We start from the raw sequence: 18081 nt of genomic DNA on the forward strand, positions 1-18081 counted from the left end.
TTGTAAGAATATAATTATTTATTTATGATGCGAATTTATAATTTAATATTTAAAATTGTTTACGGTTTCCCGTATTTGTAGATAAAATAGTTGATTATAAATCACATTAAAATGTAAATGATTAAAAGTCAGGACCTATCTATTAGGTCTTTTTTTTTTATCTTTGAGTTTTATTTAAATTCAACATAAATGCTTTACTCAAAAATAGAAGGCGAAGGAAAACCATTTATCATCATGCACGGTTTTCTGGGGATGTCTGATAACTGGAAAACACTTGCAGGACAATATGTAGAAGCCGGATTTCAGGTTCATATTTTGGATTTAAGAAATCACGGCCGCAGTTTTCATTCAGACGAATGGAGTTATGAAGCAATGGTTCAGGATGTTTTTGAATATTGTCAGGGTAATAATTTAACGCAAATTGACATGCTCGGACATTCGATGGGAGGAAAAGTGGCGATGCTTTTTGCGACAACACATCCGGAAATGGTAGACAAATTAATCGTGGCAGATATTGGTCCTAAAATGTACAAACAACATCATCAGGATATTTTGGCAGGATTAAATGCAGTTGACTTTTCGGTTAAACCGAGTAGAAATGATGTAGAAGAAATTGTATCCCAATATGTTTCAGATTTTGGAACGCGTCAGTTTTTGCTGAAAAATTTATATTGGAAAGAACCGGGACAATTGGCATTCAGATTCAATCTTGAAGTTTTTAATAATAATCTGGACGCCATAGGAAAGCCTTTGGCAGACGGACTAACTTTTGATAAACCAACTTTGTTTATTCGGGGTGGAAATTCGGGTTACGTTCCGGATGCAGATATTGATGAAATTCGTAAGCACTTTCCGGATTTAAAAGTAGAAACCATTCCAAATGCCGGACATTGGCTGCATGCTGAAAACCCAAAAATGTTTTTCGAATTGACAACGGCGTTTTTAAAATAATAATTATTTTGATGAAATTTTATTACTTTTAAATAAAATTTAAACCCAAGAACTATGAAAATTTTACTTAGACTCCTTGTAACCGCTGCCCTGGTTTTATTATTGTCCAATCTCTTAACCGGAGTGCACGTTGCCAGTTTTGGTACGGCAGTAATTGTTGCAGTAGTTTTAGGATTGCTCAATCTCTTTATAAAACCAATCTTAGTTGTTTTAACCTTGCCTGTTACCGTTGTAACGCTGGGATTATTTTTATTGGTGATAAATGCCATCATAATATTGCTGTGCACAAATATTGTGGGCGGCTTTGCAATAGATTCGTTCTGGACAGCATTGATTTTTAGTGTTATTTTGTCTGTTTTACAATCAATCACCTATAAAATATTAGGAGACGATAAATAAAATGAATTAAATTCCAAAGCAGATTAAAACTGCTTCAAATACAATAAATTAAAAACTTGGTTGGGTTGCAAAAATTTCATAATTTTGCGACCCAATTTTATTATGTAAATTAAAGAAGAAGATGGATATTAAAAGAGTAGCAAAAGACGCTGTGAATGAAACTATCGTAATGACAGTTGTTCACATGGATTATAAAGGCCAGGTAGCAAAAAGAATTAACGAAAAAATGCCTTTGGCAACCGTTAAAGGTTTTAGAAAAGGACAAGTTCCTAAAGATCTTGTTGAAAAACAATACGGAAAAGCGATTAAGCAGGAAGAAGTTAAAAAAGTAGTTGATTTGGCTTTAGAGCGTTTTATTCAGTCTGAAAGATTAAATCTTTTAGGAACTCCTCTTGCTAAAGAAAATGAAAACTTTGATTGGGATGCAGAAGAGTTAACTTTTGAATATGAAATTGGTTTAGTACCAAACTTCGAAATTGATCTTGAAGCTAAAAATGATATCGTAAAATACATTGTAACTGCTGACGATAAATTAATCGACGGACAAGTAGCGCGTATCCAAAAACAATTCGGAAAAGCAATTCCACAAGAAGTATCTGATGCAGATTCTGACTTGACAGGAACCTTCTCAAACGAAGCAAACGGAATCGACAACACAACTACAATAGCTGTTGGTGCATTTAGTAAAGCTGCTGCAGAGCAATTCATCGGTAAAAAAGTTGGAGATGTTGTTAAAGTAAGTACTAAAGGATTATTTGATGATGATCACCAATTAATGGATTACCTAAAAGTAAGCCACGAAGGTGTTCACGGTTTAGATGTTGAAGTTGATTTTACTATCAGCGCAATCAACGGATCTGAGCCTGCAGAATTAAACCAGGAATTGTTTGATAAACTTTTTGGAGAAGGAAAAGTAGCTTCTTTAGAAGATTTAAAAGCAAAAATTAAAGAAGATGCTGAAGCACAATTCGCACAGCAGGCTGACCAAAAATTATTGTTAGACGTTCAGGATTTCCTTATCGAAAATACAAAATTTGATTTACCTGCAGAATTCCTTAAAAAATGGTTGCAGACTGTTGGAGAAAAACAACTTACTCCGGAAGAAGCAGAAGTGGAATACGCAAGATCTGAGAAAGGTTTACGTTTCCAGCTAATTGAAGGAAAAGCAATGGCTCAAAGTAATATTCAGATTACTTTCGAAGACTTAAAATCATTTACTTCAGGAGCAATCAGACAACAAATGGCTCAGTTTGGACAAACAAATCCAACTGACGAAGAAGTAGAAGGAATTGTGGCAAGAGTTTTATCTAACCAGGAAGAAGTGAAAAGACTTTCTGAGCAGGTTGTAGCCGCTAAATTGTTAGATTTATTTAAAGAAAAAGCAAATCCAACAACAAAAGAAGTTACTTATGAAGAATTTATTGCTGCGTCTTACGGAGAATAATTTCTGAAAAATAATTATATTAGCGTCGATGGAAGTTATTTCTATCGACGTTTTTTTTTTATTTCAGTTTTTTTCGTTTTAGTTTTCAGGTTTTAGAACTTCAATAAACTTGAAACTTTAAACCTGAAACAATTTTAAAAAAAAGAAGACAAATTGACATTCTTTAGAAAGAGGTACAACCTTTGATAAGAGAATTATATCATTATAAACATAAACTTAGAACAGACACATATGAACTACGGTAAAGAATTTAAAAAATTTGCTACAAAGCACCAGGGAGTAAATGCGATGTATTACGATAAAATCGTTGCAGCTATGAACCCGACAAACATGACACCTTATATTATAGAGGAGCGCCAGCTGAATGTTTCTCAATTGGATGTTTTTTCCAGATTAATGATGGACAGAATTATCTTTTTAGGAACAGGTATAGATGATCAGATCGCTAATATTGTTCAGGCACAGTTATTGTTTTTAGAAAGTGCTGATGCTTCAAAAGATATTCAGATTTACTTAAACTCTCCGGGAGGAAGCGTTTATGCAGGTTTAGGAATCTATGACACTATGCAGTACATCAAACCAGATGTGGCTACAATTTGTACAGGAATGGCAGCTTCTATGGGAGCAGTGCTTTTATGTGCAGGAGCAGAAGGAAAACGTTCTGCATTGCCACATTCAAGAGTAATGATTCACCAGCCATCGGGAGGAGCACAAGGTGTTGCAACAGATATGGAAATCAATTTACGAGAAATGTTGAAATTAAAAGATGAATTGTACCATATCATCTCACAACATACAGGACAAACTTTTGATAAAGTGCACAAAGACAGTGAGCGTGATTACTGGATGAAAGCAGACGAAGCAAAAGAATACGGAATGATTGATGAAGTTTTGAGGAGAGGATAAAAATAGTTTCAAGTCTCAGGTTTCAGGTTTTCAGGCGTTTGCTTTTAACCTGAAACCTGAAACATTTAAACCTGAAACAAAAATAAAAAAGTTAATAGGTTGCTAACTTTTTAAGCTTAAAACTATAAAAGCTCAGAAACTTAGTATCTTTGCAGCTTAATAACTTAAATAAAGAATGGCAAAAGTAGTATTAGAATGTTCGTTTTGTGGAAGAAAAAAGCCAGAAACTAATTTATTAATAGCTGGAATCAATGCGCACATCTGTGATAAATGCATTGAGCAGGCACATGGAATTGTATTAGAAGAATTAAAATCTAGCGGAAGCGCAAAATTAGTTGGCGACTTAATTTTAAAGAAACCAAAAGAAATCAGAGCTTTCTTAGATCAATATGTTATTGGTCAGGATCAGACAAAAAAAGTAATGTCGGTTGCGGTTTACAATCACTACAAACGTTTAATGCAACAGCAATTAGATGACGAAGTAGAGATTGAAAAAAGTAACATTATTATGGTTGGTCAAACCGGAACAGGAAAAACATTGGTAGCAAAAACAATTGCTAAAATGTTAGACGTTCCTTTGGCAATTGTTGATGCAACTGTATTAACAGAAGCCGGTTATGTTGGAGAAGACGTAGAAAGTATTTTGACACGTTTGCTTCAGGCAGCCGATTATGATGTGGCTAAAGCCGAAAGAGGAATTGTATTTATTGACGAAATTGATAAAATTGCCCGTAAGAGCGACAACCCGTCAATTACCCGTGACGTTTCCGGAGAAGGTGTACAACAGGCATTATTAAAATTATTGGAAGGAACAGTTGTAAATGTACCGCCGAAGGGAGGACGTAAACATCCGGACCAGAAATTTGTTGAGGTAAATACTCAAAATATCCTGTTTATTGCAGGAGGAGCTTTTGATGGTGTAGAGCGTATTATTTCTAAACGTTTAAACCGTCAGGCAGTTGGATATTCTACTTCAAAAAATGCAGATAATATTGATAAAGACAATTTACTGCAATATATTATTCCAAAAGATATTAAAGATTTTGGTTTAATTCCTGAAATTATTGGTCGTCTGCCAGTTCTTACGCACATGGATCCCTTAGATAAAGAAACATTGCGTGCAATTTTGACACAACCTAAAAATGCACTGATTAAACAATATCAGAAATTGTTTTTAATGGATGAAGTAGAATTTACCATTACAGACGAAGCATTAGATTTTATTGTTGACAAAGCGTTAGAATACAAATTAGGGGCTCGCGGATTACGTTCGTTATGTGAAGCAATCTTAACAGATGCGATGTACGAATTGCCAACTTCTAATGATACCACTTTGACAATCGACAGAGAATATGCAGAACATACACTAAGTAAAAACTTATTGAAGCGTATGGAAATTGCTTCTTAAATATTGAAATTATATTTTTAAAAACCTGTTCAGTTTTGAGCAGGTTTTTTTATATCCATAACATAAAGTATTTCCTGTGTTTTAACTGCTAAAATGAAATTATGAATAAGTTAATCTATCGTTTTGAAGTGAGTGTTTTTTGGTGACCAACTCTAACATTCAGCCCAATAAATTCTGTTTTGTCTATTTTGTTTTTATTTAGGAAAAGCCTCAGAAACAAGAAATTTAGCTAAGACAAAAAGCGAGTTTAATGTGCACGAATACATATCATCGTTTCTTTTGAAAAATAAAACTTCTACTTTAGCCCTGATCGAAGCGGCATCCTTTTGCTCTCGGGTTGAGAGCAAAAGATATAGCGTAGAGCAGGAATGGTGGTCTTTTGAAAACTAAATTTCTGCTTCTAAAAATTATTGAACCCTAAATTTCTCCCTGTATTCAATAGGTTTCATACCAACCATTTTGTAAAAAACTTTCCGGAAAGCCTTTGGGTCATTATAACCTGTTTTTTCTATAATTTCAGAAATGGAAAGTTGTGTCTGTTCCAGATATTTTTTTGAACTTTCTACTCTGATATTTTGAAGATATTCAATTGGAGGAATTCCCGTAACCTGTTTAAAACGACGTGTCATGTTTCGGGCACTGGTCGGAATATCTTTTGTGATTTCTTCGAGTTTTTCGATAGAATGATATTGACTTTCGATCTTTTGCTGCAATTGGGCGACTAAGGCGTCATTGTGTAAATGATTGGGTCTGAAAGTGCTGAAATAACTTTGTTTGTAGCGATTTAAATCGATGGAAAATATTTTGGCGATTTTTACAGCCATTTCGTTTCCACAGAATTTCTGAACCAAAAGAATTAATAAATGAAAAGTGGAAGTAGATCCGCCGCTGGTGTATAGACTTCCGTCGGCGGTCAGGGTTTCTTCGGCTTTGAGTTTAACCATCGGAAATGCTTTTGTAAAAGCACTGCAGGCATCGACATGAGTAGTAGCTAATTTTTCATTTAATAAACCTGACGCCGCAAATAAAAATGCACCTGTACAAAAACTGGCCAACTCTGCGCCGCTGCGATGTTGTTTTTGTAACCACGGTATAAAATTTTTATTCTTCTTAATCATTTCACCCATATTGTCTGTTGTAAAGGCTGGAATCAAAATCAGATCCGGAACAATATCCGAAGTTTCAATTACGTTGCTTTTATAGCCAAATAAATTGCCGTGATCGATTTGATCCTGTGACTGGAAAATTATAATTTCAAATGGTTTTTCTTTTCCGGATGTCAGTTTATTTGCTGTTTCAAATACTTCTAAAATGGCAGCAATACTTAGTAATTTATAATCGTGAGGTATGATTAAACCTAGTTTCGTACTCATAATTTTGTGATTTTTGAAATTCTGCTTCCATGCAAAAATAGTCAATTTGTCTTAAATGACCCTAAAAATGACTTTTAATGGCATTTTATACTAATCTTAATATTTTAAATTTGTTTTAATAAATTCGTAATTTTATAAAGATGCAAACAAAAATTTTCTTAAATATTGCCGTAAAAGATTTAAACCGTTCCATAGCTTTCTTTACTGAGCTGGGTTTTTCGTTTAACGAAAAGTTTACTAACGACAAGGGAACTTGTATGATTGTGGGAGAAAATATAAACGTAATGCTTTTGGTGGAAGAGTTTTATCAAACGTTTACCAAAAAACAAATTTGTGACACCAAAACTACCAGCGAAGTTCTTATTGCGATTTCTGTAGATTCCCGGGAACAAGTAGATGAAATAATGCAAAAAGCGGTAAAAGCCGGTGGAACCGATTATAATCAGGCAAATGATTATGGGTGGATGTACCAAAAAACTTTTCTTGATATAGACGGACATCACTGGGAAGTGTTTTATATGGATGAAAACAACATTCCGAGTAATTCATAATGATTTCGGTACAAACCATTATAAACGCATCGATTGAAAAAGTCTGGGAATTATGGACTTTGCCACAGCACATTATTAAGTGGAATTATCCTTCGCAGGAATGGCATACTACTTTTGCAGAGAATGATCTAAGTATCAATGGTAAGTTTAAATATACCATGCAGGCTAAAGACCAAAGTACAGGGTTTGATTTTGAAGGAATATATACCAATTTAAAAGATTTTTCCTTAATTGAATATCAACTTTTTGATAACCGTAAGGGGAGTATCCATTTTGAAGAGAACAATGGTCTTGTCACAATCTCTGAAATATTTGAGCCGAATATTCATGATTCGGAAAATATGCAGAAAGAATGGTGTCAGGCTGTAATTGACAATTTCAAAAAATATGCAGAACTACATTAAAAGATAGTAATATAATTCTTAAAAACTAAAAATGATAACAATACAAACAACCGTAAACGCATCGCCTGAAAAAGTCTGGAAATTTTGGAACCAGCCTGAACATGTAATGCAATGGGCTTTTGCTTCGCCGGAATGGCACGCACCAAAAGCTGAAAATGATTTGAGGGAAGGTGGTAAATTTTCAACAACTATGGCGGCCAAAGACGGCAGCATGAGTTTTGATTTTTGGGGAGAATATACTTTGGTCAGAGATAACGAGGCCATAAATTATACAATGGGCGACGGCAGGAAAGTAGAAATAACCTTCGCCGAAACTCCGGACGGAGTAGTAATAACGGAACGTTTTGAACCCGAAAGTGAAAACTCAGAAGAGATGCAAAAAGGCGGCTGGCAGGCAATTTTAAATAATTTTAAAACTTATGTGGAGTCAAATTAGATTCAACGTGCACAATAGGGCAACCGAGATTAAAGCATAAAATTAATTGCAAAAAGTATATATCTTACAAAATATCTAACACAAAAAATAAAAAAAAATGACAAAACAAATATGGTTGAATCTTCCTGTAAAGGATGTAGCAAAAGCAAAAGATTTTTTCTGGAAAATTGGTTTTTCGTTTAATGAACAGCACGATACACCAAGTTCTACTTGTATGGTTGTGGGTGAAGGACATTTTGTGGTAATGCTTTTTGAAGAAATGCTTTTCTCCAGTTTTTCGCAAAACAGTCTGACAGATACCCAAACAAGTTCGGAAATCTTGATTTCTATTGATGCAGAAAGTAAAGAAGAAGTTGATGAACTGGCAAGAAAAGTAGAGGATGCCGGGGGAACTGTTTTTGCTCCTCCTGCCGAGAGTCAGGGTTGGATGTACGGCTTCGGATTTGCCGATTTGGATGGTCATCGCTGGAATGTTTTATTCATGGACTTTAATAAATTACCCAATTAAGATGGAAAAATTAGTATTTAATATCAGTATCAAGTCTACCAGAGAAAAAGTCTGGAAAGTTTTATGGGATGACGAAACTTACAGAAAATGGACAAGCGCGTTCTGTGAAGGAAGTTACGTTGAAACGAACTGGAACGAAGGTGATAAAATTTATTTTTTAGGACCTACCGGAGAAGGAATGAATAGTATTATAGAAACTAAAATTCCGAACGAATACATGGCATTTAAGCATATGGGAGAAATTAAAGATTTTAAAGAAGTGCCGCCAAACGAAGAAACCCAAAAGTGGGTTGGTGCCATGGAAACCTACCGACTCACTCAAAAGGGAGATATGGTCGATCTTCAGTCTGAAGTGGATGTAATAGAAAAACATATAGATTATTTTAAAGAAGCTTTTCCTAAAGGCTTACAAGTTATAAAAGAACTGGCTGAAAAATAGTCTTGTACTTAGTCCCTGGTCCTTAGTTTTTTAGTCTTTAGATTAGAACACTAATTAATACTAGGAACTAAATACTAAAAAACAGACCCTATGGGTTAAGGACTAAAAAACTAAGGACTAAAAAAAAACAAAAAACAATGGCAACAGTAAACCCTTATTTATTATTTAACGGAACATGCGAAGAAGCATTTCTATTTTACAAATCCGTTTTTGGCGGTGAATTTCCACATGTTGGAAGGTATAAAGATGCTCCTTTACAAGATGGAGAAGCACCTTTATCTGAAGCAGATTCAAATCAGATCATGCATATTTCCCTTTCAATTGGAAATACCATCTTAATGGGAAGCGACAGTCATCCCCGATATGGAGATGTTGTTTTTGGAGATAATATCTCTGTAACAGTAAACCCCGACAGCAGAGAAGAAACAGAAAAAATTTTTAACGGATTATCTGCCGGAGGAAAAGTTGAAATGCCTCTAAATGATACTTTCTGGGGAGCTTATTTTGGAATGTTTAAAGACAAGTTCGGAATAAATTGGATGGTTAATTTTGATAAGAATGTTCCAAATAAATAACTTAAAAGTTACGTTATTTTAATAGCGGAACATAATTGTTAAATTACTCGAAAAAGCACATGAAAATGTGCTTTTTCTTTTCAAAAAAACAAAGATTATTCTTTTTTATCAACGGGAGATTGTCGATTTTTGTCGCTTCAAATTCACAGGAAAAAATGACAGCAGAAGATAAAGAGATAATTTTATTAAAAGTTTCAGGACATGATAAAATTGGAGTAACGGCAGGTTTAACAGCTGTATTGGCAGCCTATAACGCTAATATTCTGGACATCGGCCAGGCTGATATTCATGACACACTTTCTTTAGGTATTTTATTCGAAATCGAAGCGGGATCTTCTTCTGCACCGGTTTTAAAAGATCTTTTGTTTAAAGCTTATGAACTTGAAATAAAAGTAAAATTTATTCCGATTTCCATCGAAGATTACGAAACCTGGGTAAAATCGCAATCCAAACAACGTTACATAATTAATATTTTAGGAGAAAAACTGGCCGCTTCCCAATTGGCAGCAGTAACCAAAATAATGTCAGATCAGAACCTGAATATCGATTCGATAATCAGATTAACTGGAAGAACATCGATTGTCGAAAAGGAGCAATATCCGCGTTCCTGCATTCAATTGTCTGTAACGGGCGAAATTGTCAACAAGATTATCATGACAGCAAGTTTCATGGAAATTTCCAGAACATTAAATGTCGATATTTCATTTCAGGAAGATAATATTTACAGAAGAAACCGCCGTTTGGTTTGCTTCGATATGGATTCTACTTTAATCCAGACCGAAGTAATAGATGAATTGGCCGAACTAAACGGAGTAGGCGAGCAGGTGCGTGCCATTACAGAATCGGCTATGAATGGAGAAATTGATTTCAACGAAAGTTTCAAACAGCGTATGGCATTGCTCGAAGGTTTGAGCGAAGAAGTTTTGCAAAACGTTGCCATCAATCTGCCTATCACACAAGGCGCGCATCGTTTAATGAAAGCTTTAAAATATTACGGCTACAAAACGGCCATTCTTTCCGGAGGATTTACTTATTTTGGAGAATACCTTCAAAAAGAACTGGGAATAGATTACGTTCATGCCAATCAATTAGAAATTAAAGACGGAAAACTAACCGGAAAATATATCGGCGATATTGTCGACGGTCAGAAGAAAGCCGAACACTTAAAAGCAATAGCAGATAAAGAAGGTATTCACATTAACCAAACCATTGCAGTAGGTGACGGAGCAAACGACTTACCAATGCTTAATCTCGCAGGTTTAGGAATTGCTTTCCATGCCAAACCGAAAGTAAAAGAAAGTGCCTCAACGTCAATCTCCAGTTTAGGTCTTGACGGAGTTTTATATCTTTTAGGTTATCATGACAGGTATATTGATATGATGTAGATCTATTAATAAAATAGTCACGATAGTTTTGTCATCCTGATCGATCCCGAGGCTTCGGGAGAAGGAACGCAAGTAGCTCAACAACAAAATAAAAAAACAAAACCTCAGTTCTTAGTAAGAGATCTGAGGTTTTTTATTTGGGCATGACCCGCCATATCCGCTCCCAATCTTTTTTGTCTCGTTAAAAAACGAGACAAAAAAGGATTTCCACTTCTATCCCTCATGCGGGTTTAGTGGAATTATGGTTTTTCATTGAAATATAATTTTAAAAGTAAAAAAAACTATGAATTGCCTTCAGCTTTAGCTGGAGGTTTGGAAAATACAAAAAAAAGGCTTTAGCCAAATAGTTTAAATTTGGCTAAAGCCCCTAATGAGACTTTTTTACAAACCACTAGCTAAAGCTAGTGGCAATTCAAAAAAGTTAGAAGTGAAAGTTAAAATAGCTTTTTATTCTCGCGATTCCAATTCCCTTTTAATCTCCTTCAAATTATTAATATTCAAAAAAAGAATTGGCAACAAAGCAACAGGAACGACATTCATAGCACTAAAACCTTTTCTCAAAACGATATATACGTTAAGAGCAAATAACATCAACAACACAACTGCAAAAATACTATTGACCGTTTTCAAAGTCTTCTGATTTTTAATCAGTTCTTCTGTGGTCATTTCGCTGAATTTTGTATTTTTCATCATGTTATTAAATAAAATAGTTTTAGAATATCAATGCGTTTGTCAATTTTTAATTCGTGAATTCGTGGCGAAAAAATTAACACATCTCCTTCAGCTGCTCCAAATAATCTCTCTGATTCGAAAGTCTCGGAATTTTATGCTGACCGCCCAATTTATCTCTTTCTTTTAGCCAGTCATAAAAAAGGTTTTCTCTGGCAACATTTACTACCAAAGGATTTAATGTCATATTGTTGTAACGTTTTGCTTCGTAATCAGAATTTAACGTCTGCAGCGTTTCATCCAGCACTTTTTGAAAAAGGCCAACATCGGCGGGATGTTTTTTAAATTCAATCATCCATTCGTGTGCCCCTTTTTCCTTGTCCTGCATAAAAATAGGAGCTACAGTATAATCGATTACTTCTGTTTTTGTAACCTCGCAGGCTTTAGCAATAGCCTGATCAGTGTTTTCTACCATCAATTCTTCGCCAAAAACATTAATATGATGTTTGGTTCTTCCGGTAACTCTGATTCGATACGGATTTAAAGAAGTAAAGCGAACCGTGTCACCTATTAAGTAGCGCCACAAACCGGAATTTGTCGTAATTACAATCGCATAGTTTTTATTCAGTTCTACCTCGGCAAGACGAACTACTTTTTGCTCCGGAGTTCCAAAAGTTTCCATTGGAATAAATTCATAAAAAATCCCGTAATCAAGCATTAACAGTAAATCGCTGGAATTATTCAAATCCTGAATGGCAAAAAAGCCTTCAGAAGCATTATAGATTTCATAGTATTTAAAATCTTTACTTGGAAGTATATTTTTATATTGTTCTTTGTACGGAGAAAAGCTCACGCCACCGTGAAAATAAACTTCCAGATTTGGCCAAAGTTCCAGTAAGCTTTGCTTTCCGGTATTTTCCAGAACCTTATTCATCAAAACCAGCATCCACGAAGGTACACCTGCAAAACTGGTCACATTTTCATTTTTCGTTTCGTTGATTATTGCCTCAATTTTCGTTTCCCATTCGCTCATCAGCGAAGTTTTACTGCTTGGCGTACTGCTGAATTCTGCCCAGATTGGCATATTTTCAATTAAAATTGCAGATAAATCTCCAAAATAAGTATTGTTATTTTCGTAAATCTGAGAACTTCCTCCCAGACGGAGACTTTTTCCTAAAAATAATTCTGAGTCCTCATTGTTATTCAGATAAAGGCACAATAAATCTTTACTGCCTTTATAATGACAGTCTTCCAAAGCTTCATTACTTACCGGAATAAATTTGCTTTTAGCGTTAGTAGTTCCACTTGATTTGGCAAACCATTTAATTGGGGTTTCCCAAAAAACATTTTGTTCTCCCAGTCGAGTGCGCTCAATCAAAGGCTGCAGTTCTTCATAAGTTGCAATTGGTACTCTTTCTGCAAATGTCTGGTAAGATTTAATACTGGAAAATTCATATTGCTTGCCAATAACCGTATTTTCAGATGCCGTTAATAAGTTGTGCAGTAATTCTTCCTGAACTTCATTTGGATATTTTAAGAATAGTTCAATTTGATGAATTCTTTGTTTCAGAACCCAGGATGCAAACGAATTAATTATAGATAAAGGCATGAATTTGTTTTTTAGATTACTTTTGTTTTTAATCTTACAATTGTGTAAAACAAAAAACTTAAAATTTGAATATAGCCAGACAAACAGTAACTTTGTCACCATATCAAAAATAATGTTTTTTTGTAAAAAACCATGAGATTTCGGATAAAGATTCTATACATTAAGTCGAATTTTAACACTAAAATCTTTAATTCTTTTGATAATTATAAATCAGCAACATAAATAAAATACGAATGCAATATCAAGGTGTCCTGACAAAAATGCAAACAGAACTTGGAAGTCCAATTCAATATTACCTGGTTTTTGAAGATAGTTTTCTGAATGTTAACCAATTGCTGGACAAAGAAATTGAAATTAATTTTGTTGGTTTTCAATGTTTAAATTGCAGTAAAAAGAAAAAAATATACAGACAGGGTTTTTGTTACGACTGCTTTTATTCCAGTCCTGCGGTGGGAGACTGGATTATGAGACCCGAATTAAGTACGGCACATCTAGGAATTGCCGACCGCGATCTGGATTACGAAACAAAAGTGCAGTTACAGCCTCATATTGTGTATCTGGCATCGGCATGCGAAATCAAAGTTGGCGTAACACGCAAAACGCAGGTTCCTACCCGCTGGATCGATCAGGGCGCTTCTCAGGCTATAGCTGTTATTGAGGTTCCAAATCGATACCTTGCGGGAATTACAGAGGTTGCTTTAAAAGAATATTATACAGATAAAACCAATTGGAGAAAAATGCTTCAAAATTCGGTTGAAACATTCGATTTAATAGCAGAGAAAGCAAAATTAGAAAACTTAATTCCCGCAGAAGCGCGAGAATATTTTTATACTCAAAAAGATGATTTGTACGAGTTACAATATCCCGTTTTAAGTTACCCTGCAAAAGTAAATAGTCTAAATCTGGACAAAACGCCTTCTTTTACCGGAAGATTAACTGGAATTAAAGGACAGTACTTACTATTTGAAAACGGAACTGTTTTTAATATTCGCGGTTCAGAAGGTTATGTCGTAACAATTAACGTGTAATATTTTATTACTAAATTGTTTCCCTTTTTTAGGTTTAAGTTATTTTAATTTAAAATTTGCAATTTTATTTGCCTTTTTGTGTTAATTACTTGATGAATAATTATAGCTTTGAAGTAAAGAAGCTAATTTAATCTTTCAAAAACAAGTACCACATGAGTAACAAAAATAAAGTAAATGCTTTTAGACGTTCGCTAATGCAGAGTTTAACCAAGAATGTTGGTAATTCAGGCAGTGGCAATGTTGGACCAATTGATAAGAGTAAAATAAAAAAAGTTTTAATCTCCAGACCAAATGGTCGATTAGGTAATATGCTTTTAATTACGCCGTTGGTACAGGAAGTATCTAAAACTTTTCCCGGATGCAAAATTGATGTTTTTGTAAAGGGTTTTGTCGCGCCAATTGTTTTTGAAGAATACGAGAACGTAGATAAAATTATTCCCCTTCCTAAAAAGCCTTTTAAAGAATTAATAAAATATTTTAAAGTCTGGACCTTAATTCGAAAACAAAACTATGATATCGCTATAAACGTCGATCAGAACTCTTCTTCCGGAAGATTAGCTGTTAAATTTTCAAGCGCTAAATATAAATTTTTCGGAAATCTTCCTGAAGGTGTAACTCTCGACAATGAAGATTACGATCATATTGCAAAATATCCTGTATATAATTTCAGGTATTTTTTAAATCAGGTTGGAATTGAAAATAAAAATGAACCTGTTGCGCTTTTAGATTTAAAATTATCAGAAAAAGAAATTGCCAACGGAAAAGCTATTCTGAACGCGATTATTGATCCTGCTAAAAAGACAATTGCCATTTTTACCTTTGCAACAGGAGAAAAATGTTATAGCGTAGAATGGTGGAATGAATTTTACACAGCCCTAAAAAAAGAATACAGCGCATGTAATATTATAGAAGTTCTCCCAGTCGAAAATGTTTCCCAAATCAATTTTGAAGCACCAACTTTTTACAGTAAGGATGTTCGCGAAATTGGTTCTGTTCTCGCAAATGTTGATGTATTTGTAGGAGCAGACAGTGGAATTATGCATTTGGCAAGTGCTGCAAAAGCACCAACTTTAGGTTTGTTTTCAAGTACCAACATGAAAAAATATGAACCGTACGGAAATGGAAGCAGAGGCTTAGATACACAAGTTTTAGGAATTCCCGATTTCATTAAAGCAATTGATAAAGTTCTGAATAAGTAAAAAAGAAAATCCTGTTCATCTGAACAGGATTTTCTTTTTATAATAAAAGCTTAGTTCCTCACTAACTAAGTATCTGGTAACGTCTTTATTTTTTCTTAAAAAGACCATTTAATAAATCACTTGCTTTTTTAGTCACTTCCTGAGTTTTTTGCTCTTTTTCTGTCTTTGCAGCTTGTGTTGTGTCTTTTGCTTTAGTGTTTTTATTAATCAGATCTGTTAAGGCCGAAGTTCCTTTTTGTGTAAGTTTCTCTTTCTGCTGATTTACCAATTGTGTAGTCAGGTTGCTCACAGCAGCTTTCATATCGGTACTAATTTTAGGATTGGAAAAGTTTCCTGTCAAAGCAGCATTAATCGGAATATTGTCCAGTTTTGCAGCATCTGCAGATGAGAGCTTATTAATCAGATTATTAGCTTCTGTTCCTAAGTATTTAGCCGGTACATCAAATTTGATATTGTAATTCATGGTTTGGTCAAAACCGTGAGTTCCTCCAATGGTTGCTTTAATATCCTGATATTTAATATCGAAAGGTTTTACGTTGACCTTTCCGTTATCAAAAGTCAAAGCCATTTTTAAATCGTTTAGGTTTAATTTGTTTAAGTCCAGAAATTTAACGTTTGAACTCAACGAATTTAAAAGGGTAGAATTTTTAGAATTTACAGTAGTAGAAAGTAATTGCCCTAATAAATCTCCCGATAGAGATTTTAAATCAGGAGTCAGTTCTTTTGCATCCAGATTTCCGTTTAGCTTAATAGTAGAATTTAATTTTCCATTGATAATTCCGGCAATAGGAGCGATTTTTTTCATCATGTCCAACTGCGTAAAAGTCTGCGCAATATCTACTTGGTTAAAGCCTAAGTTCATATCAAAAGTCGGTACTTTTTCTTTTGTAGAAACTGTCCCGGTCAAACCAATCGAACCGCCAAAAATTGAGGTTTTAAAGTTCTCTAAAATTGCTTTTTCATCTTTGATAATCAGTTTTCCGGATACATCTTTTAGTTTTAGATTGTCATATAAAACAGTTGTAGCTTTTGCATTTAAGGTACAATTCAGAAAAGCCGGAATTTTCATTGCCTCAGCAGGTTTCGCCGGTGTTTTGCTTTCTGTTTTCGCCGGTTCTCCCGATGTCATAAAATCATCAACAGCCAACTGGTTAGAACTCATATTGAAGTTACCTTTCAGTTCTTGTTTTTTAAACATAAAACCGTAGAAGTTTTCCAAAACTCCGTTTATGCTCAAATCACTTTTTCCGGTTGTTGCCTCAAATTGCTTCAGGTTGATTGTACTTGTATTAAACTGCACTAATGCTGTACTAATGTTCATTGATTTGTTGTTTTCATCAGTATATTTAAATCCTGACAAACTCATAGTACCTGCATTTTTGATGTTTTGATATTGACTTTTTTCTACAGAGGCCATATCAAAATTGGTAGTCACGTCTGCTTTTAAAATACCTGCTAAAGGTTTTTCCATTTTAATTGGATAAGCTTTTGAAAGGTTAGCCAAATTAATTGTTCCTTTTAAAGCCGCATCGACAATTGGATTTACGGTAATATTTTTAATATTCGCTTTAGCGCTAAAAACATCCTGATCAATTCTGAACGACAGCTTATCTAAATTGACATAGGTATCATTCAAAATACCGGTTTCGTTGATGATTTTCGTGTCAATTACAATATTCTGAACAGATTTTGGCAGATTTGGATATTGGAATGAAGCATTGTTGGATGCAATCTCAATATTGAATTTAGGAACTGTCGTTTCTGTTAATTCTCCTTTTGCAAAACCATTAACTGTAAAATCTCCCGTCGTTTTCACGCCATCAAGCCCTGAAGAATAAGCTGAAGGAATTAAGCCTAAAAAGTTGGTAAAGGATGAGGTAGGAGTTTTAAATTTTAAGTCGTAGATCTGAGCTTTTTCAGCCATTTGAATAAATCCGTCAAACTCCAATGGCAATTGGTTAATTAAAGCCTTATTTTCTTTAAAAGTATATTTGCTTTTGTCCAGATCAATCCCAAGAACTGCATCCAGAGTCAGCTTTACATTTTTCATGTAATTCATTTTATCCATATCCAGAGACACTTTAGCGGTAGTCTTGGTGTTCAGGTCTAATTTGGAATTGGTAAAGTCTCCTGTTCCTTCGTGATTCAGACTGTCAATTACCATTTTAATTTTAGAACCCTGATCGATGTATCTGAAAGTGAAATTTTCGATTTTATAGTTCTGAATTTTCAATGAAAGCGGTTTTCCTGCTTCCTCTTTTTTATCGTCCTTTTTATCCTTTAAAGCAATATCAAAGTTTCCGACACCGTCTTTATTAAAAATAATATTAACTAATCCGTTAGAAGAACTAACGCCTTCAATGTTTAAAGGCTCTTCTTTTCCTTTGAAAAGTTCTTTAATACTCATTTTTAAATTCAATTCGCCTAGAGAAACCAATGTATCGCCTTCAAAAGGAGCTTTGTTGATAATTACAAGCTTTTCAATTCCCACGGTAGCATTGGGAAAGTTCCTGAATAAGCTTAAATCGGCATCTGCAAAACTTACTTTAGCATCGACACTTTCGTTAATGGCATCGACAATTTTGGCTTTAATTTGATCTTTAAATAAATACGGTATGGCAAATAATGCCGCAATAATTACCACCAGAACAATGGCACTTATTTTTAAAACTTTTTTTAGCATATTAATAGATTTGAGGGTTTTAGAATTGACTTCACAAAAATAGTTTTTTTTAGGAGAGCCCAAAGATAAATTTTTCTTAAAATGTAAGAATAATATGTAATTTTTTAAAAAAAA

The 18081-nt window shown here is 34.3% G+C and carries 18 protein-coding genes; 14 read left to right on the forward strand and 4 right to left on the reverse strand.

What is annotated here, in order from left to right:
• Nucleotides 1–189: 189 nt before the first annotated feature.
• The 5 genes from ABEB31_RS06300 to clpX all read left to right on the forward strand — a co-directional run bounded on the left by ABEB31_RS06300 (nucleotide 190) and on the right by clpX (nucleotide 5108).
• Nucleotides 190–951, forward strand: a complete 762-nt coding sequence (locus ABEB31_RS06300; RefSeq protein WP_347050501.1) for an alpha/beta fold hydrolase — start codon at nucleotides 190–192, stop codon at nucleotides 949–951.
• Between the two features lie 54 nt (nucleotides 952–1005).
• On the forward strand, nucleotides 1006–1350 hold the full coding sequence (locus ABEB31_RS06305; protein ID WP_347050502.1) for a phage holin family protein: 345 nt from the start codon (nucleotides 1006–1008) through the stop codon (nucleotides 1348–1350).
• Nucleotides 1351–1471: 121 nt separating this feature from the next.
• Nucleotides 1472–2794, forward strand: a complete 1323-nt coding sequence (locus tag ABEB31_RS06310) for a trigger factor (RefSeq protein WP_347050503.1) — start codon at nucleotides 1472–1474, stop codon at nucleotides 2792–2794.
• Nucleotides 2795–3025: 231 nt separating this feature from the next.
• On the forward strand, nucleotides 3026–3700 hold the full coding sequence (gene clpP / locus ABEB31_RS06315; RefSeq protein WP_347050504.1) for an ATP-dependent Clp endopeptidase proteolytic subunit ClpP: 675 nt from the start codon (nucleotides 3026–3028) through the stop codon (nucleotides 3698–3700).
• Between the two features lie 175 nt (nucleotides 3701–3875).
• The gene (gene clpX / locus ABEB31_RS06320) at nucleotides 3876–5108 is read left to right on the forward strand and encodes an ATP-dependent Clp protease ATP-binding subunit ClpX (protein ID WP_347050505.1); all 1233 of its coding nucleotides are present in this window, start codon (nucleotides 3876–3878) and stop codon (nucleotides 5106–5108) included.
• 407 nt (nucleotides 5109–5515) lie between these two features.
• Here the strand turns inward: clpX and ABEB31_RS06325 are convergent, their stop codons facing one another.
• Nucleotides 5516–6481, reverse strand: a complete 966-nt coding sequence (locus ABEB31_RS06325; protein ID WP_347050506.1) for a GlxA family transcriptional regulator — start codon at nucleotides 6479–6481, stop codon at nucleotides 5516–5518.
• A 140-nt stretch (nucleotides 6482–6621) separates the two neighbouring features.
• Here ABEB31_RS06325 and ABEB31_RS06330 point away from each other — a divergent pair, with 140 nt between their 5' ends.
• The 7 genes from ABEB31_RS06330 (at nucleotide 6622) to serB (ending at nucleotide 10779) form a co-directional block, all read left to right on the forward strand.
• Complete coding sequence (locus tag ABEB31_RS06330) at nucleotides 6622–7032, forward strand: VOC family protein (protein WP_347050507.1); 411 nt, start codon at nucleotides 6622–6624, stop codon at nucleotides 7030–7032.
• Nucleotides 7032–7436 (forward strand): SRPBCC domain-containing protein, encoded by a 405-nt coding sequence (locus tag ABEB31_RS06335; protein WP_347050508.1) that lies wholly within the window; start codon nucleotides 7032–7034, stop codon nucleotides 7434–7436. The genes ABEB31_RS06330 and ABEB31_RS06335 overlap by 1 nt, the downstream gene beginning before the upstream one ends.
• Before the next feature lie 31 nt (nucleotides 7437–7467).
• Nucleotides 7468–7872, forward strand: coding sequence for an SRPBCC family protein (locus ABEB31_RS06340; protein ID WP_347050509.1), 405 nt, complete (start codon nucleotides 7468–7470; stop codon nucleotides 7870–7872).
• A 97-nt stretch (nucleotides 7873–7969) separates the two neighbouring features.
• Nucleotides 7970–8380 carry a VOC family protein gene (locus tag ABEB31_RS06345; RefSeq protein WP_347050510.1) on the forward strand — a complete coding sequence of 137 codons (411 nt, stop codon included), beginning with the start codon at nucleotides 7970–7972 and terminating at the stop codon, nucleotides 8378–8380.
• A gap of 1 nt (nucleotide 8381) precedes the next feature.
• Entirely contained in the window at nucleotides 8382–8819 is a 438-nt protein-coding gene (locus ABEB31_RS06350; RefSeq protein ID WP_347050511.1) for an SRPBCC family protein, read from the forward strand.
• A 137-nt stretch (nucleotides 8820–8956) separates the two neighbouring features.
• Entirely contained in the window at nucleotides 8957–9394 is a 438-nt protein-coding gene (locus ABEB31_RS06355; RefSeq protein ID WP_347050512.1) for a VOC family protein, read from the forward strand.
• 155 nt (nucleotides 9395–9549) lie between these two features.
• Nucleotides 9550–10779: a phosphoserine phosphatase SerB gene (gene serB, locus ABEB31_RS06360; protein ID WP_347050513.1), complete on the forward strand. Its 1230-nt coding sequence runs from the start codon at nucleotides 9550–9552 to the stop codon at nucleotides 10777–10779.
• Nucleotides 10780–11226: 447 nt separating this feature from the next.
• Here the strand turns inward: serB and ABEB31_RS06365 are convergent, their stop codons facing one another.
• Together ABEB31_RS06365 and ABEB31_RS06370 are read right to left on the reverse strand one after the other, a co-directional pair.
• Nucleotides 11227–11445 carry a redox-active disulfide protein 2 gene (locus ABEB31_RS06365; RefSeq protein ID WP_347050514.1) on the reverse strand — a complete coding sequence of 73 codons (219 nt, stop codon included), beginning with the start codon at nucleotides 11443–11445 and terminating at the stop codon, nucleotides 11227–11229.
• 100 nt (nucleotides 11446–11545) lie between these two features.
• On the reverse strand, nucleotides 11546–13057 hold the full coding sequence (locus ABEB31_RS06370; protein ID WP_347050515.1) for a GH3 auxin-responsive promoter family protein: 1512 nt from the start codon (nucleotides 13055–13057) through the stop codon (nucleotides 11546–11548).
• A 233-nt stretch (nucleotides 13058–13290) separates the two neighbouring features.
• Between ABEB31_RS06370 and ABEB31_RS06375 the strand changes: the two genes are divergently transcribed.
• Together ABEB31_RS06375 and ABEB31_RS06380 are read left to right on the forward strand one after the other, a co-directional pair.
• Nucleotides 13291–14085 (forward strand): DUF2797 domain-containing protein, encoded by a 795-nt coding sequence (locus ABEB31_RS06375; RefSeq protein ID WP_347050516.1) that lies wholly within the window; start codon nucleotides 13291–13293, stop codon nucleotides 14083–14085.
• A 152-nt stretch (nucleotides 14086–14237) separates the two neighbouring features.
• A complete protein-coding gene (locus tag ABEB31_RS06380; protein WP_347050517.1) occupies nucleotides 14238–15284 on the forward strand; it encodes a glycosyltransferase family 9 protein in 1047 nt (348 codons plus the stop codon).
• A gap of 85 nt (nucleotides 15285–15369) precedes the next feature.
• Here the strand turns inward: ABEB31_RS06380 and ABEB31_RS06385 are convergent, their stop codons facing one another.
• A complete protein-coding gene (locus tag ABEB31_RS06385; RefSeq protein ID WP_347050518.1) occupies nucleotides 15370–17967 on the reverse strand; it encodes an AsmA-like C-terminal region-containing protein in 2598 nt (865 codons plus the stop codon).
• Nucleotides 17968–18081 lie beyond the last annotated feature (114 nt).

This window comes from Flavobacterium olei (assembly GCF_039749035.1).
GTDB lineage: Bacteria > Bacteroidota > Bacteroidia > Flavobacteriales > Flavobacteriaceae > Flavobacterium > Flavobacterium olei.

What these genes read in the sequence shown, in the direction of transcription:
- ABEB31_RS06300 (WP_347050501.1), top strand. Translation starts at nt 190, where the DNA reads ATGCTTTACTCAAAAATAGAAGGCGAAGGAAAACCATTTATCATCATG.
- ABEB31_RS06325 (WP_347050506.1), bottom strand. Translation starts at nt 6,481, where the DNA reads ATGAGTACGAAACTAGGTTTAATCATACCTCACGATTATAAATTACTA.
- ABEB31_RS06375 (WP_347050516.1), top strand. Translation starts at nt 13,291, where the DNA reads ATGCAATATCAAGGTGTCCTGACAAAAATGCAAACAGAACTTGGAAGT.
- ABEB31_RS06305 (WP_347050502.1), top strand. Translation starts at nt 1,006, where the DNA reads ATGAAAATTTTACTTAGACTCCTTGTAACCGCTGCCCTGGTTTTATTA.
- ABEB31_RS06345 (WP_347050510.1), top strand. Translation starts at nt 7,970, where the DNA reads ATGACAAAACAAATATGGTTGAATCTTCCTGTAAAGGATGTAGCAAAA.
- ABEB31_RS06380 (WP_347050517.1), top strand. Translation starts at nt 14,238, where the DNA reads ATGAGTAACAAAAATAAAGTAAATGCTTTTAGACGTTCGCTAATGCAG.
- clpP (WP_347050504.1), top strand. Translation starts at nt 3,026, where the DNA reads ATGAACTACGGTAAAGAATTTAAAAAATTTGCTACAAAGCACCAGGGA.
- ABEB31_RS06355 (WP_347050512.1), top strand. Translation starts at nt 8,957, where the DNA reads ATGGCAACAGTAAACCCTTATTTATTATTTAACGGAACATGCGAAGAA.
- ABEB31_RS06365 (WP_347050514.1), bottom strand. Translation starts at nt 11,445, where the DNA reads ATGACCACAGAAGAACTGATTAAAAATCAGAAGACTTTGAAAACGGTC.
- ABEB31_RS06385 (WP_347050518.1), bottom strand. Translation starts at nt 17,967, where the DNA reads ATGCTAAAAAAAGTTTTAAAAATAAGTGCCATTGTTCTGGTGGTAATT.
- ABEB31_RS06350 (WP_347050511.1), top strand. Translation starts at nt 8,382, where the DNA reads ATGGAAAAATTAGTATTTAATATCAGTATCAAGTCTACCAGAGAAAAA.
- serB (WP_347050513.1), top strand. Translation starts at nt 9,550, where the DNA reads ATGACAGCAGAAGATAAAGAGATAATTTTATTAAAAGTTTCAGGACAT.
- ABEB31_RS06330 (WP_347050507.1), top strand. Translation starts at nt 6,622, where the DNA reads ATGCAAACAAAAATTTTCTTAAATATTGCCGTAAAAGATTTAAACCGT.
- ABEB31_RS06370 (WP_347050515.1), bottom strand. Translation starts at nt 13,057, where the DNA reads ATGCCTTTATCTATAATTAATTCGTTTGCATCCTGGGTTCTGAAACAA.
- ABEB31_RS06340 (WP_347050509.1), top strand. Translation starts at nt 7,468, where the DNA reads ATGATAACAATACAAACAACCGTAAACGCATCGCCTGAAAAAGTCTGG.
- ABEB31_RS06310 (WP_347050503.1), top strand. Translation starts at nt 1,472, where the DNA reads ATGGATATTAAAAGAGTAGCAAAAGACGCTGTGAATGAAACTATCGTA.
- ABEB31_RS06335 (WP_347050508.1), top strand. Translation starts at nt 7,032, where the DNA reads ATGATTTCGGTACAAACCATTATAAACGCATCGATTGAAAAAGTCTGG.
- clpX (WP_347050505.1), top strand. Translation starts at nt 3,876, where the DNA reads ATGGCAAAAGTAGTATTAGAATGTTCGTTTTGTGGAAGAAAAAAGCCA.